Genomic DNA, 15,090 nt, shown 5'->3' with positions numbered 1-15,090 from the left:
ACCTTCTGATCCCACCGTCACCCCCAAGTGCGGGACGCCCAATCTGCGCATACTAGATACTGGTTCGACGATTGGCGCCCGCTACCTGCCAAGAATCCATAGAAGTGGGCAAATCCTTGTAGGAAACCGGCTACTGGCGGAGAAAAGAGCCATGGAGGATCCATCCGACGCGCCCGTAGGGGCTGCTTTTGGGCCGGTGTCGTATGAGTGGCAAGACTATTCTGATCGCTGATGACAACAACTTCATACGGCGCTTGGTCAGCGCTGCTCTTCAGCCTCTCGGCTGCGATCTCATCGAGGCTGTAGACGGCGAGGAGGCCATAACGATCATCGCAGACCGATGCCCCGATATCGTGCTGCTCGACCTCGTCATGCCCAAGCTCAATGGCTTCGAGGTACTTGAGTGGCTACGAAGGAGACCCGAGACCTCGGACCTTACCGTAGTGATGCTGACGACCGCCGCCTCCGAGGCGGATCTAGCCGCAGGCGAGCAGCACAGGGTCGCTGCGTACATCGTGAAGCCGTTCAACAACGCCGAGCTCAAAGAGACAGTCGCCCAGCTACTGCAACACTGATCAGTGCAGTAGCGCTTCGCTCACTCGCGTGCCTAGATGGCCATGCCGAGCTCATCGTCGATCATGTCGATGGTAGCTGTGTCGCCTTCCGAGATGACACCCTCGATCAGCGCCTTGGCCACACGGTCGATCACCTCACGCTGGATCACTCGCTTGAGCGGACGCGCTCCGAACACCGGATCGAATCCTTCGAGCGAGATGCGGTCCATCGCTGCGGGAGTAATCTCGAGGGTCACTTTCCGTTCGGCGAGTCTGTCCCGGACCTTGCGTAGCTGTATCTCGACGATCTCGCTGATCTGCTCCATCGAAAGCGAGTGGAAGAGCACGATGTCGTCGATGCGGTTCAGGAACTCTGGGCGGAACGTCTGCCTGAGGGCCTCTTCGACTGCGGAGCGCATATCGAGCTCCTCGCCGCCGGAGCGGGCATACTCCTGGATGTAGTGTGAGCCGACGTTGCTCGTCATGATCACGATGGTGTTTCGGAAGCTCACGACCCTGCCCTGTCCATCGGTCAGGCGACCGTCGTCAAGCACTTGGAGCAGCACATTGAAGACATCCGGGTGGGCCTTCTCTAGCTCATCGAGTAGCAGCACGCTGTAGGGCCTGCGTCTCACGGCCTCGGTGAGCTGGCCGCCCTCTTCGTAGCCGACGTACCCCGGTGGCGCGCCGATCAGGCGCTGGACGCTGAACTTCTCCATGTACTCGCTCATGTCGATGCGGATCATTGAGCGCTCATCATCGAAGAGGAACTCCGCAAGTGCCCGCGCGAGCTCGGTCTTGCCCACCCCGGTCGGTCCCATGAAGATGAAAGAGCCCAGCGGTCTGTCGGGGTCGGAGAGCCCGGCGCGCGAACGCCGAACCGCCGAGGCCACCGCGCGGACGGCCTCCTCCTGACCGACGACCCTCTGGTGCAGGTGCGCTTCGAGCTGGATCAACCTCGCGGTCTCACCCTGCAGGAGCCTTGCGACCGGGATGCCGGTCCACGACGCCACGCCCTCGGCGATCTCGGCCTCGGTGACCTCTTCGCGCAGCATCGCGTCGCCCGATTGCAGCTCGCGAAGCCTGACGTCCGCGGCTTGCAGCTCCTGCTGCAACTGCGGAATGCGGCCGTAGCGGATCTCGGCCACTCGCTGCAGATCGCCATCGCGCTCGGCGCGCTCGGCCTCGATGCGGGCCTCGTCGATCTCAGCGTTGAGGCGTCCGACATCAGCGATCACGCCCTTCTCGCTCTCCCAGCGCGCTTTGAGTCCGGTCAGCGTCTCCGAAAGGGCCGCCATCTCCGCTCGCAGGGCTTCGAGGCGCTCGGTGCTTGCAGCGTCGGACTCCTTGAGCAGCGCGGCTTCCTCGATCTGGAGCTGCCGATGCTTGCGGTCGAGCTCGTCGATCTCGGCAGGCATCGAATCGATCTCGATGCGCAGTCGCGACGCCGCCTCGTCGATGAGATCGATCGCTTTGTCCGGCAGGAAGCGATCGGCGATGTAGCGATCCGAAAGCGTGGCGGCGGCCACGATGGCGCCGTCAGTGATGCGCACGCCGTGGTGAACCTCGTAGCGCTCCTTGAGTCCCCGGAGTATCGCTATGGCGTCCTCGACGGACGGCTCGCCCACGAGCACCGGCTGGAAGCGCCGCTCCAGCGCCGCGTCCTTCTCGATATGCTTGCGGTACTCGTCGAGCGTGGTGGCTCCTATCGCGTGCAGCTCGCCTCGGGCGAGTGCGGGCTTGAGCATGTTGCTCGCGTCCATCGCTCCTTCGGCGGCACCGGCACCCACGAGCGTGTGCAGCTCGTCGATGAAGAGCACCAGCCGCCCTTCGGCTTGCTCGATCTCGCGCAGGACCGCCTTGAGGCGATCCTCGAACTCGCCGCGATACTTCGCGCCGGCGACCATCGCGCCCAGGTCGAGCGCGACCACGTCCTTGTCTCGCAGGGTCGTCGGCACGTCACCGTCGACGATGCGCTGCGCAAGCCCTTCGGCGATAGCGGTCTTGCCCGTGCCCGGCTCGCCGATGAGCACGGGGTTGTTCTTCGTGCGGCGCGACAGCACCTGGATGACCCTGCGGATCTCCTCGTTGCGGCCGATGACCGGGTCAAGCTTGCCATCCCTGGCCGCCTGAGTGAGGTTGCGCGAGAAGCGCTCGAGCGCTTGGAACGAGGACTCCGGGTTCTGGTCGGTAACCTTCGCACCGGCCCTGAGCTCGACGATCGCCTGCATCAACCGCTCGGTGGTCACCCCGGTATCGGCAAGTAGCCGCCCGGCCGCGCCGCTGTCCTGAGTCATGCCAAGCAGCAGGTGCTCGGTGGAGACGTACGCGTCCTTGAGGGTCTCGGCGTGCTTGAATGCCGCCGAAAGCAGCGTGTTGAGCCTCGCACCGACCGAAGCAGGCGCACTGATGCCTGAACTCGTCACCTTAGGTGCGCTCTCAATAGCTGCCGAGACACCCGCCGAAAGAGCCCCCGCGTCTGCGCCGATCTTTTGCACGACAGGGCGGACGATGCCATCCGCCGAATCGAGGAGTGCTTTGAGCAGGTGTTCGGGCTCGATGACCTGCGAGGATGCGTCGTGGGCAGCCTCTTGTGCGGTCTGCAGGGCCTCCTGGGCCTTTATCGTCAACCTATCGAGTCTCATGCCAGGTCGCCTCCCTCGCGCCGAACAAGTCCTCCTCTTCTTACCATCACAAGCTCGGTTCTAGTCGTTGAACTTGCAGTCTTCCTCGCTATTTTGGCCAGCTCGTGGTCCTTGAGGACCAGAGCGGACTTGAGTGCGTCTCTCTCGGCACGCAAGCCTTCTACCTCCGCCCGGAGCTCGAGGATACGCAGGACGCCGGCAAGATTCACGCCTTCGGCGGTCATCTCCTGGATGAGTCGCAGCTGGTCGATGTCCGCGTCCGAGTAAAGGCGCGTGTTGCCCGATGAGCGCTGCGGCATCACGAGTTCCTTGCGCTCGTATATACGCAGCGTCTGCGGGTGCATGCCCGCCAAGTCGGCCGCCACGCTGATCATATACAGTGGCCTGCTGCGATTGTTCGATCGCCCGCGTTTCATCTTCCTCCGCCTTTCGGCTTGTCGTTCTCGGCCGCACACATCGTTGCGTGCACACCGCCTGCTATCGTGTTCGCCATCACGTCATGTGTGCGCGGATACTGCCATCCGCGAGTTCGCCCAGGCTCTCCATGAGTTTGCGCTCCTCGGCGGTGAGCTTCGTGGGGATGGAGACCTTCACCTTCACGTTGAGGTCGCCTCGGCCGGAGCCCTTGAGTCGGGGGGCACCCTTGCCTTTCATCCGGAAGACCTTGCCGTTCTGGGTCCCTGCGCCGATCTTGAGCTTCGCACGCTTGCCATCCGGAGTCGGGATCGTCACCGCTGCGCCAAGTGTCGCCTCGGCGATGGTGACCGGCACTTCCATGTGGACGTCGGCGCCATCCCTGACGTAGTAGGCATGCGGATTCACCCTTGTCACGACGTACAAGTCGCCGGGCGGGCCGCCGTGCTCGCCGGGCTGTCCCTTGCCCTTGAAGCGCAGCTTTCCGCCATCCACCGCACCAGGCGGGACATTGACGGTCAGCGGGCGGACCCTCGACACGCGACCGTTGCCCCTGCACGTCGTGCACGGGTCCTTGATGATCGTGCGCGCGCCGCCGCACCTCGGGCATGGGCGCTGGAATGCGAACATGCCTCCGCCCTGGCTGACGTGGCCGGTTCCCGAGCACGCGGGGCAAGTCACCGGCGAGGTGCCGGGTTTGGCCCCGCTGCCTTTGCAGACATCGCACTCCTCGGTGAGCTGGACATCAAGTCGCACCGAAGCACCGGCGAACGCCTGCTCGAAGCTGACCTTCGTCTCGTAGGTGACATCACGACCGCGCCTCGCCGAAGACGCCTGTTGCCTCCCACCGCCAAAAAGGTCGCCGAAAAGGTCGCCCAAGTCGACGCCTCCCGTGCTCCAGCCGCCAGCGGAACCACCGCCGGCGCCCGGCGGCCATCCAGCAGCCCCACCCGGGGGCGTCGCCCCGCCGAAGTACTGGCCGTACTGATCGTACTGCGCCCTCTTCTCGGTGTCCGATAGAACCTCGTACGCCGCGTTGATCTCCTTGAAGCGCTCCTCGGAGCCGCCCGCATCCGGGTGATGCTTCCGCGCCAGGCGGCGAAAGGCCTTCTTTATCTCTTCGGCCGTGGCGTCCTTCTTGACGCCTAGTGTCTCGTAGTAGTTCTTGCCCGCCGCCATCGTCTCTCTATCCTTCCTGAGCCGGACCTCCGAAAGACACGACGACCGCGGCCGGACGGATCACGCGCTCAGATAGCGTGTACCCCTTCTGGTACACCTCAAGCACGGTTCCTTCGGCGACGTCGACATCCTCTCGCTGCCCGACGGCCTGATGCACGGTGGGATCGAAGGGCTGCCCGGTCGGATCGATCGCGGCGACGCCTTCCTTTCGCATCACATCTTGCAACTGCGAAAGCACCATCTCTACCCCGGTGAGCAGCTGTGACTCGCCGGACTCGGCCGCATGGGCTATCGCCCTTTCGAGATTGTCGATTGCCGGCAACAGGCTCACGACCACTCTCTCGCCCGAGCGCTTGAGGAGATCCTCTTGCTCGCGCTGGACCCTCTTGCGATAGTTCTCGAACTCCGCCTGGGTCCGCTGCGCGACCTCGAGGTTGCGAGCAGCCTCTTCCCGGGCCTCGGCGAGATCAGCGGAAAGCTGGTCTCCCCGAAGCTCGAGTTCGGGCCCTAAATCCTGCGAAAGCTCCGGGTCTACCTCTGCGCGCTTGCGGGCAGCTGTCATTTCTTGTCCTTGTCGTCATCCTCGACTACCTCGTAGTCGGCCTCGACCACATCATCATCGGAGTCCTTGGCCTCTTCGGCACCCTCGTGCTCGGCGTGTGCCGCCTGCGCGTCCGAGTACAGGATCTCCGCTAGCTTGTAGCTGGCAGTCTGAAGGTTCTCGGTAGCCGACTTGATCTCATCGGAATCCTCGCCCTCGAGTGCCTTCTTGCATGCCTCGACAGCGCCTTCGACCTCTGTGCGAGTCTCGTCGGGAACCTTCTCGCCGAGGTCCTTGAGGGTCTTCTCGCTCTGGTAGATCAGGGTGTCGGCCGTGTTGCGTGCCTCAGCGGCTTCCTTGCGTGCCCTGTCCTCATCGGCGTGCGCATCGGCGTCCGAGACCATGCGGTCGATCTCCTCGTCCGAAAGTGCGGTTGTGCCGGTGATTGTGATCTTCTGCTCCTGGCCCGTGCCCATGTCCTTCGCCGAGACGTTCACGATACCGTTGGCGTCGATGTCGAAAGCGACCTCGATCTGCGGAATGCCGCGGGGAGCGCCCGGGATGTTCATCAGATGGAACTTGCCGAGCGTCTTGTTGCCCGAAGCCATCTCGCGCTCACCCTGCAGCACATGGATCTCAACGGAGGTCTGGTTGTCCGCAGCGGTCGTGAAGGTCTCGCTCTTGCGGGTCGGGATCGTGGTGTTGCGCTCGATGAGCTTGGTCATCACACCGCCGAGCGTCTCGACGCCCAGCGAGAGCGGGGTCACGTCCAGAAGCAGGATGTCCTTGACGTCACCAGCGAGCACGCCGCCCTGGATGGCCGCACCGATGGCGACGACCTCGTCAGGGTTGACGCCCTTGTGTGGATCCTTGCCCGTGATGCCCTTGACCATCTCGGCGACTGCCGGCATGCGGGTCGATCCACCAACCAATATCACGTGTTCGATGTCTGCGGCCTTGATTCCGGCGTCCTTGATGGAGGCCTGGACCGGCTTCTTGCAGCGATCGAGCAGGTCGGCGGTAATCTTCTGGAACTCGGCGCGGGTAAGCGTGTAGTCCAGGTGCTTGGGGCCCGAGGCATCGGCCGTCACGAAGGGGAGGTTGATCTGCGTGGTCTGCGTGGTCGACAGCTCGATCTTGGCCTTCTCGGCAGCATCTTTCAGGCGCTGCAGGGCCATTTTGTCGGCGCGCAGGTCGATACCCTGATCCGACTTGAACTTATCGGCGATCCAGTCGATGACCCGCTGATCCCAGTCGTCGCCGCCCAAGTGGTTGTCGCCGCTGGTGGACTTCACCTCGAAGACTCCCTCACCGAGCTCGAGGACGGAGACGTCGAACGTCCCGCCGCCGAGATCGAACACGAGAATCGTCTGGCTCTCGTGGCTCTTGTCGAGGCCGTACGCCAGCGCTGCAGCGGTCGGCTCGTTGATGATCCTCTTCACGTCGAGGCCGGCGATCTTCCCGGCGTCCTTGGTGGCCTGGCGCTGCATGTCATTGAAGTATGCGGGAACGGTGATGACCGCCTCGGTCACGGTCTCGCCGAGGTAAGCCTCTGCGTCGGCCTTGAGCTTCTGCAGGATCATCGCCGAAAGCTCCTCGGGCGTGTAGTTCTTACCCTCGATCTTGACGGTGACGCGACCGTCCTTGCCCTTCTGGACATCGTAAGGAACGGTCTTGCGCTCGGAATCCGTCTCCTCGAAGCGCCTACCGATGAATCGCTTGATAGAAGTGATCGTGTTCTCAGGGTTGGTTATCGCCTGGTTCTTGGCGGACTTGCCCAGAACGCGCTCGCCATCCTTGCGGAAAGCCACGACCGAAGGGGTCGTCCTATCACCTTCGGCATTGATGATGATCGTCGGCTCGCCACCTTCAAGCACCGCGACCGCAGAGTTGGTCGTGCCAAGGTCAATTCCGAGAATCTTACCCATCTCTATCTCCTTCCATTGCGCGAAGACGCCATGACAGCGACCGCGCGGATGCATTCACATGTGAACGTAGTATAAAATCTCACTCACCCATTGTCAAGTTTTCTCAAGTGCGCGTACTCTACATCAGGCCCTAGCAAGTACTAGGTATCTTTCTCCCCCAACAAACCCCACAACAATGTCGTTTCGACCTTTACATCACCGGCCCGCACCGATAAAGTTGCTTCCGATGAAGGCCGAATGACCAGCATGAGAAGGAGGCGTTATGCCCCGTCCGATCATCAACACTGACGACTGTTCTGCTTGTGGGATTTGCGTCGACGCATGCCCCGAAAGCGTTCTTGAGATAGTCGGAGACACCGCAGTTGCCGTCAACGATGACGACTGCACCGCTTGCTCCGCATGCCTGGAAGAGTGTCCTATGGGTGCCATCGAGGAGATCGAAGAAAGCTAGAGCCCTGTGGGTCGGGGCACTTTTCGAAGCTGACCCCAGATCACTCGCTTCCGGCTCTCGTCTGAAAGCGCTTCCTCGAACCCATCGACTGCGTGGACGACCCGGTCCCTGATGTGGATCGGTCTGCCGAAATCCGGCACATCAATTCCAAGTGCTAGCGCCACATCTGCCGCAGCGATGCGATCGAGCGCAATGATCCAGAATGGGTCGACAGCCTCGATCTGCAATCTCAGTCTTGAGGCCACGGCGTCGTCCGGATGGGCGCTCCCGAATGGCCGTGTCAGCGTCTTGAAGCTTTTTGCCGCATCGAATCCCAGCGCAGTCAATGCTTTGCCGATAGCCTCCCCGTCGGCTCCGCTGAGCGGACTCCCGCCCGCTGATTCTGCGGGTCCCGGAATCCCCTTCGCGAGCATGACCTGAGCAAACATTGAGCCGGCGAAGTATCCGTCTCCGGCCAACCCCAGTATCTGCTCCGCCTCCATCAAATCGGCGTGTATCTTGGCTGCGTAGATTCCCTCTAGGTCGGGAGCCTCAGGTACTTTCTCGGCCATCCTCGAGCCTCCGTCTCGCAGCGTACCAGTCCAGCGTCGCAGCAATCCCCTCCGCTAGCGGGATATGCGCACTCCAGCCGAAAACCTGCCGCGCTTTCTCGGAATCCAGATAGCTGCTCCTGATATCACCCGGCCGTGGAGGCTCGTAGAGCACCTGTACTGGCGTGGCCGAACGAACCGCCATGATTTCGATCATGTCCGAAACGCTCGTCTCGGTCCCGGTGGATATATTGTATGCCGAGCCAGCGCCTCCGCCTTCCCTGAGCACCGGCTGGGATGCTAGGGCGAACAAGATCCCTGACACCACGTCCTTGACGTAGATGAAGTCGCGAGTCTGATGTCCATCGCCGTACACCACGATCGGGTCGCCGGCAGCGATCTTGGCGGCGAAAATGGCCACCACTCCCCCCTCGCCCTCGCTGCTCTGCCTGGGGCCGTACACATTCGCGAAGCGAAGACTCGCAAAGTCCACGCTCGTATCGGCCAGCTCTCCCGCAAGGATCTCTTCGGCGGCGAGCTTCGACTTGCCGTAGGGGCTCATAGGACGCTTGTGGCTGACCTCCTGTAGCGGCATCGAGGTCGGATCGCCATAGACAGCCGCCGAGGAGGCCGAAAGTACCGTCCGGGTACCTGCAGCGAGCGCCGCCAACGCCACTCGGCGAGTACCTTCGACGTTGAGCTGCCAATCCGCGACCGGGTCCTCAATCGATACGCCGACGCTCGTCTGGGCTGCGAGATGGACTATGGCGTCGGTCTTGAAGTCGACGACAACCGCCTCGAACCGGGGGTCGAGGATGCTTAGCTCCGTGAATCTTGCTGCCTCGCTCAGATTGGCGCGATTCCCGGTCGACAGATCGTCCACAACCGCGACATCGTGCTCCTCAACCAATGCATCGACCAGGTGCGATCCGATGAATCCGGCGCCGCCCGTCACCAATACCCGCATCCACATCTCCTGTCTTCGTACCCTAGAACTTCGTCACTTCTACCAGCCGTGCCTGCACAATCAACCTGTAATCTGCGCTGAACGGCGGATCGCATGCCGAGAGGGTGAGCGTCGGCTCATCCGTTGGGCGCATCACATCCACTCTGTCAGGGGTGACCCTGAACACCTCGGCGACGCTGTACCTATAGCTTCTGTACGGCGATTGCAACTCGAGGATGTCCCCTACCCGGACTTCGTCCAGTCGTCTGAACGGTGCGCCGAAAGTAGTCCTATGGCCAGCTATGCCTACGTTGCCGGTCTCGCCTGGAACGTCAGTGTAATCTATCCACCCCGGTCCTCGCCGGAGCACATCACGAGAGTGGCCTTTGACTACCACCTGGTCGAGATCAATCCGCTCGATGATCAAGCGCCCGAACGAAGCCCCTTCGGCTTGCTCTGTCCAAAAGCGCAGGTCCTGCTCATCCCAACCGACAAGATCGATGGGGTCGGCGGGTGAGGGGTCAGGGACCGGAAGGGTGTCTGCCCTTGCGGGGAACTCGGCCTGCAGCTCCCATTGCTCGAAGCGGTTCAAGACGTCTGTCAGCAGGTAGTAGAGCAGTAGTCCCGCGGAAAATCCCAGCAGCACGTTGCTAGCCGCCAGGGCAATCACACGGATCCTCGCCCGATTCTGTGTCGCCGATCCCGCTGCCTGTTCGAGGTCGCTTTTCATGACATTGAGTTTACACCCTAGGCCCGTTCGGGGGGTCGGGCTAATGTCGCGCGCCGAAATTCCGATATATGCAGTGAAGGCCATCCGGCCCAAGCAGCCCGCAAACCGAAAGCTTTTGGGCTGGGAAGAAGGAGTGTCGAAGTGCGACTGAACTCGAAAAGAACGATCCTGCAGGTAGCCGCAGTGATGGCTGCCGTTCTGTTGCTGGCTGGATCGGCATCCGCCGTTGCAGCGCTGTCCTCAGCCCCCGCCGCAGCCGGACTTACGGCAGGATTCACCGAGACCAACCCACCAGCAACCGCTGAGAAGGTGCCTCTCCAACTCGACCGACCGCAGGCAGGAGCGGTCGCCTCGGCAAGAAGGAGCGCTCCTGCTCCTGGGACAGCCGCGATCGGCTCCTCAGATGACCGAGCGCAGGCGATTCTGGCCTCGTTCAAAGCTCGCTACCCGATCCTTCGCGGTGTGACCGTCGAGTATGGCAATGCGCGAGGCTTCCAGGCGATCGCCTATTTCCAGAGCGGGCGGATCGTCATCAGCAGGACGCACACTGCATCGCTTGAGAGGATCATCGAGCACGAGGTCTGGCATGTCATCGACTGGCGTGACAACAACCGCATCGACTGGGGCGAGAACGTACCGCCCGCCAACGCCAGCAGCTTCGCCAGATAGCGGCTGTCACCTACTGCGGCGCTTTTTGGAGCTGATTCCGGCTGAGCAATCGGCGACCAACGCTCGCTCGAGAACCTCGTCCATCGTCTTGACCGCGATTATGTCGAGCTCTTCTTTGATTGGAGCCGGCAACAGGTCTAGGTCACGAACGCTGCCATGCGGTATGAGCACCGTTTTGACTCCCGCCCTGTGAGCGGCCAGAAGCTTCTCCTTGATCCCACCCACTGGCAACACCTGTCCACGCAAAGTGATCTCGCCAGTCATCGCGATATCGCGGCGCACCGGACATCCCATCAAGCATGATGCGAGCGAGGTGGCCATCGTTATACCCGCCGAAGGTCCGTCTTTAGGGATAGCAGCGGCCGGCACGTGGATGTGCATGTCGAACTCTTCCGCGAAATCCGACTCCAAGCCCAGCTCGGGTGCTCGCGTCCGGATGTAAGAGAGCGCGGCTTGCGCCGATTCGCGCATCACGTCCCCAAGCTGACCCGTCAAGATGAGCCCGCCTTTGCCTTTCATCTTCGTCGACTCGATGAAGATGACATCGCCACCGACCTCGGTCCATACGAGTCCTGTAGCTACACCGATCTGATCCTTCTCCTCGGCGAGTCCGAAGGTGAACTTGGGTGGACCGAGGTACTTGTGAAGGGTCTTTGCTGTCACTCGCGTCTTGGTCTTCTTGCCTTCGACCACTCGGCGGGCGACCTGTCGGCAGATCATGGCGACAGTGCGTTCCATCCCACGGACGCCTGCTTCGCGAGTGTATCTGCGCACGATCTCTCGCACGGCGTCCTCGCTCAATTCGAGCTTACCCTTGCTCAGCCCGTGCTCTGCGAGTTGCTTGGGTATCAGGTAGTCGTGCGCGATCCGGGCCTTCTCGTCCTCTGTGTATCCGGGGAAATGGATGACCTCCATGCGATCGCGCAATGGCGAAGGGATTGGATCGAGCAGGTTGGCGGTCGTGATGAACATGGTGTTGGACAGGTCGAACGGCGCCTCCAAGTAGTGGTCCTGGAATGCGTAGTTCTGCTCGGGGTCGAGGACTTCAAGCAGCGCGCTCGTCGGGTCGCCTCGGAAGTCCAGGCCGACCTTGTCGATCTCGTCCATCATGAAGACCGGATTCTTGGTTCCCGCCTGGTTGATCGATTGGATGATCCTTCCGGGTAGCGCTCCGACATACGTCCGCCGATGCCCCCGAATCTCGGCCTCGTCGCGAACTCCTCCGAGCGACATGCGGATGAACTCGCGGCCGAGTGAGCGGGCAATCGACTTGCCGATCGAGGTCTTCCCAACTCCGGGGGGTCCCACGAAGCACAGGATCGGGCCGCGCATCCGGTCCGTGAGCTTATGGACCGCAAGGTACTCCAGGACGCGCTCCTTGACCTTCTCGAGACCGTAGTGATCCTCGTCGAGGATCTCTTGGGCCGCAATCAGATCGAGTTCTTCGACCGACTCGGTGTTCCAAGGCAGGCCGATCAGCCAGTCGAGGTAGGTGCGGATCACGCCTGTCTCTGCACTCGCCGAAGGCATCTTCTCGAGTCGGGATAGCTCCTTGAGCGCCTTCTCTTCGACCGGCTCGGGCATGCCCGCTTCAGCGATCCTGGTGCGATAGTCATCCATCTCGGCCTGAACCTCGTCGTAGTGACCGAGTTCCTGCTGGATGGCCTTGAGTTGCTCCCGCAAGAAGTACTCGCGCTGGGTCTTGGTCATCTGATCCTTGACACGGTCCTGGATTCGACTCCCGAGCTCTAGAATCTCGAGCTCCTTGCCCAGATAGCGGGCTGCAGTCTCCAGCCGCGTGTTGGGGTCGATGGCCTCTAGGATGCTTTGCTTCTCGGCGACCTTGAGGTTCAGGTGGAAAGCCACGAAATCGGCTAGCCTCCCGGGCTCTGCGATACCGGAGGCGGCCATCAGCACCTCGGCAGGTATCGGCTTGCCGAGTCCCCCGGCCTTCTCGAAGTCGTTGATCAGCGCCCGCATGAGCGCCTCAGTCTCGACGTCGGTGTCGGGGACTTCGTCGATGTACTCGACACGCACCTGAATGAATGGCTCGGATGTGATCCACTCGAGGATGCGGATGCGCTTTCCGCCTTCTACCAGCGCTTTTGCGGTTCCGTCTGGCAGCTTGAGTTCTTGTATCACGTTGGCCACACAGCCGATAGAGTAGACCTCCGCCTCACCTGGATCCACTGTCTCAGCGTTTCGCTGTGTGACGAGCGCAACCTGATGGTCGCTGCGCATCGCCTCTTCCAGCGCCTTGATCGAGCGCTCGCGGCCGACAAACAGCGGCACCACAAGGTGCGGGAAGAGTATCAGATCCCGCAGAGGGATCAGCGGTAGTATTTGGGACATCTGATTCGAACTGCTCTCTTCAGACAATCGAACAAGCTCCTTTCGATACATCATGCGATAATCAGCTTGTATGCACTTATGGTACGACACTCGCTGACACTGTTCACTAAAATTCGAAACCCTATGACTGTTCCAGGAGATATGAGATGACCTACCCTCCGGTCTTTCGACCGGCAAGAGTCCGATACCTGCTCTTGGTCGGCATATTGTCGGCAAGCGTGCTGGTGGCTGGCGCACTGGCGGCTTCCGCATGGGCGAATCCAGCGGTCTCAATCACACAAGACGGGCTCGTCAGGCTTGAGAAGGATGCCATATCCACCACCGAAGATGGATCCCTCGCAGCAACGGTGACCGTCACGATCGATCGACCGACCAGCTACCTCGAAGCCAGACTCCAGATGCGCACTCAGGCAGGGCGACTGATCTACCAGAAGACCGAAGTCTTCAGCAACCTAACCACCGGAACCATCGATATTCGCTTCGACCGCGCTTTGAGCGACCTAGGAATGGACACTGGGGCTTACCCCATCGAACTTCGAGTCAGATCCGATTCGACCGAGGTCCGTGAGTGGAACATCTCCGATCGGCTGCTGGTGTGGGATCCAGAGCGCGAGTCGGCCCCGGTGGTTCTTGTCGCCAACATCAACGGCATGCCCTCCTTCGACTCTTACGGCAGGTTCGTGCGCGATCCCGCCCTGACATCACGCGCACGACTGGACGCGCAACGGATAGCCCAGCTTGTGATCGACAACCCGCGGCTCCGGCTGACTCTGGCCGTGCCCCCGTTCCTGCTGGAAGAGTGGCACGCCATCGCGCAAGGATACGAAGTTCTGCGCGAGGATCGCGTCATCGCTGTACCAGCCGAGGATCCCACGGCTCGAGCATACGCATCCACCCTTGACCTCATCGGACGCGCCGTCGCTACTGGAAGACTCGAGTTGCTGCACCTGCCATACGGCCTGCCTGATGTCGGCGTTCTTCAGGAGGCCGGGCGACTCGGAGATCTGAGTCGGCATCTTCGCCGAGGTGCCGATGCGTATCGCACCGTACTCGAGACTACACCGACCGCCGGCGCCCTCTTCTCCGAAGGTCTGCCCGGTGCCGCAACGCAGTATCTGGCAGACTCCGGGATCGAGTTCATGATCTCGGGAGTGGGTACACTCCAGCCTTCCGACGAGACCACTCCTCACTCGGGAGCCTACCGGTCGGGAGCGATGGGAGTTCTGCTCTCCGACTCGAACATCTCGCAGGCTCTGAGCACAGCGGACGCCGACTCGGCACTCGATGCCATCTTCGATCGAGCGGTATCGGAAGATGCGACCATGCCCATCGTTGCCGTGATCGAGATGGGCTCTGGCCCGCAATCCGACTCGGAGGAAATCCAGGATGCGATCCTCTCACTCCTCGATCCAGGATGGATGGCGTCCATATCGGCAGAAAAGGCTTCAGCGCACCCGGATGCCCAGCCTGTAACGCTTGCCGAAACGATCCTGCCTGCAAGCGAAGCGAAGGCGGACTACTGGGAGACTGTTACCGAGGCGCGGATCCATGCGGCAGCCCTGGTCGAGGTCGCGGGTCTTGACAACCCCATCGCCCACTCGGCGGATGCTGCATCGCTGCTAGCGCAGGGGCGCATGTGGGCCGGCCCGGATGGCCGATGGGCGGCGGTGGATCGGGGGCTGGCCTTCGCAAACTCGGCGCTGCGGGATTCACAGTCAGTGTTTGAGGCGGTCTCCATCAGTGCTCCCGCTGATCTGACGCTATCCTCGAGCCGAGGCGAAGTCCCGCTTTCCATCACCAACGACTCAGGTGCCGACCTCGAACTCAGGATCACGGCCATCGGCGACGGCCTGCTCGCCAATGATGAGCCAAGGACGCTACAGATTCGACCCCAGGAGAACTTCATCACGGTCCCGGTCGACCTCGAATCCTCGATCTCGGGCCGCTTGGGCATCGAGATTTGGGCTGGCGAGCTCAGGCTCGCACATGCCGAGACGACCGTGCGTGCCTCCTACATCGACAGGCTCGTCATCGTTGGCAGCGTGATCCTCGTGATGCTCGGCTTGCTGCTGTTCGTCCGAAAAAGAGTACTTCCGACCCTGCGTGCTGATAATATCTCAGGTAGTCAGAAGTGAACCGGCGGAAGAGCAC

The 15,090-nt window shown here is 61.7% G+C and carries 14 protein-coding genes; 5 read left to right on the top strand and 9 right to left on the bottom strand.

Features of this window, described 5'->3' with window-relative positions; all coding sequences use genetic code 11:
* A partial coding sequence (locus M1617_07170; GenBank protein ID MCL5888049.1) for a hypothetical protein occupies positions 1 to 232 on the top strand: 232 nt, incomplete at its 5' end.
* The gene (locus M1617_07165; GenBank protein MCL5888048.1) at positions 204 to 575 is read left to right on the top strand and encodes a response regulator; all 372 of its coding nucleotides are present in this window, start codon (positions 204 to 206) and stop codon (positions 573 to 575) included. The genes M1617_07170 and M1617_07165, both read left to right, overlap by 29 nt.
* Positions 576 to 607: 32 nt before the next feature.
* On the opposite strand, the gene clpB is transcribed toward M1617_07165, so the two are convergent.
* The 5 genes from clpB to dnaK all read right to left on the bottom strand — a co-directional run bounded on the left by clpB (position 608) and on the right by dnaK (position 7,261).
* Entirely contained in the window at positions 608 to 3,199 is a 2,592-nt protein-coding gene (gene clpB / locus M1617_07160) for an ATP-dependent chaperone ClpB (protein ID MCL5888047.1), read from the bottom strand.
* Positions 3,196 to 3,615, bottom strand: a complete 420-nt coding sequence (locus M1617_07155) for a MerR family transcriptional regulator (protein MCL5888046.1) — start codon at positions 3,613 to 3,615, stop codon at positions 3,196 to 3,198. Before M1617_07155 ends, clpB begins: the two co-directional genes overlap by 4 nt.
* A gap of 76 nt (positions 3,616 to 3,691) precedes the next feature.
* Positions 3,692 to 4,792, bottom strand: a complete 1,101-nt coding sequence (dnaJ, locus tag M1617_07150) for a molecular chaperone DnaJ (GenBank protein ID MCL5888045.1) — start codon at positions 4,790 to 4,792, stop codon at positions 3,692 to 3,694.
* 7 nt (positions 4,793 to 4,799) lie between these two features.
* Complete coding sequence (gene grpE / locus M1617_07145) at positions 4,800 to 5,354, bottom strand: nucleotide exchange factor GrpE (GenBank protein ID MCL5888044.1); 555 nt, start codon at positions 5,352 to 5,354, stop codon at positions 4,800 to 4,802.
* Positions 5,351 to 7,261 carry a molecular chaperone DnaK gene (gene dnaK / locus M1617_07140; protein ID MCL5888043.1) on the bottom strand — a complete coding sequence of 637 codons (1,911 nt, stop codon included), beginning with the start codon at positions 7,259 to 7,261 and terminating at the stop codon, positions 5,351 to 5,353. The genes grpE and dnaK overlap by 4 nt, the downstream gene beginning before the upstream one ends.
* A 262-nt stretch (positions 7,262 to 7,523) precedes the next feature.
* Here dnaK and M1617_07135 point away from each other — a divergent pair, with 262 nt between their 5' ends.
* Positions 7,524 to 7,712, top strand: coding sequence for a 4Fe-4S binding protein (locus M1617_07135; protein ID MCL5888042.1), 189 nt, complete (start codon positions 7,524 to 7,526; stop codon positions 7,710 to 7,712).
* Here the strand turns inward: M1617_07135 and M1617_07130 are convergent.
* Genes M1617_07130 through M1617_07120 form a run of 3 tightly spaced genes read right to left on the bottom strand, consistent with a single transcriptional unit; the run spans position 7,709 to position 9,918 of the window.
* Positions 7,709 to 8,263 carry a hypothetical protein gene (locus M1617_07130; GenBank protein MCL5888041.1) on the bottom strand — a complete coding sequence of 185 codons (555 nt, stop codon included), beginning with the start codon at positions 8,261 to 8,263 and terminating at the stop codon, positions 7,709 to 7,711. The genes M1617_07135 and M1617_07130 overlap by 4 nt on opposite strands.
* Complete coding sequence (locus M1617_07125) at positions 8,244 to 9,209, bottom strand: NAD-dependent epimerase/dehydratase family protein (GenBank protein ID MCL5888040.1); 966 nt, start codon at positions 9,207 to 9,209, stop codon at positions 8,244 to 8,246. Before M1617_07125 ends, M1617_07130 begins: the two co-directional genes overlap by 20 nt.
* 22 nt (positions 9,210 to 9,231) lie before the next feature.
* Entirely contained in the window at positions 9,232 to 9,918 is a 687-nt protein-coding gene (locus tag M1617_07120; GenBank protein MCL5888039.1) for a class E sortase, read from the bottom strand.
* Positions 9,919 to 10,059: 141 nt separating this feature from the next.
* On the opposite strand from M1617_07120, the gene M1617_07115 reads away from it, so the two are divergent.
* Positions 10,060 to 10,587 carry a hypothetical protein gene (locus tag M1617_07115; GenBank protein ID MCL5888038.1) on the top strand — a complete coding sequence of 176 codons (528 nt, stop codon included), beginning with the start codon at positions 10,060 to 10,062 and terminating at the stop codon, positions 10,585 to 10,587.
* A 6-nt stretch (positions 10,588 to 10,593) separates the two neighbouring features.
* On the opposite strand, the gene lon is transcribed toward M1617_07115, so the two are convergent.
* Positions 10,594 to 12,939, bottom strand: a complete 2,346-nt coding sequence (gene lon, locus M1617_07110) for an endopeptidase La (protein MCL5888037.1) — start codon at positions 12,937 to 12,939, stop codon at positions 10,594 to 10,596.
* A gap of 146 nt (positions 12,940 to 13,085) precedes the next feature.
* Between lon and M1617_07105 the strand changes: the two genes are divergently transcribed.
* Positions 13,086 to 15,074, top strand: coding sequence for a hypothetical protein (locus M1617_07105; GenBank protein MCL5888036.1), 1,989 nt, complete (start codon positions 13,086 to 13,088; stop codon positions 15,072 to 15,074).
* Positions 15,075 to 15,090 lie beyond the last annotated feature (16 nt).

The sequence above is a fragment of the Actinomycetota bacterium genome (assembly GCA_023488435.1).
Lineage (GTDB): Bacteria > Actinomycetota > Coriobacteriia > Anaerosomatales > UBA912 > UBA912.
The sequence above is the reverse complement of the archived record's forward strand: the minus strand, read 5'-3'. Positions and strand labels throughout refer to the sequence as shown.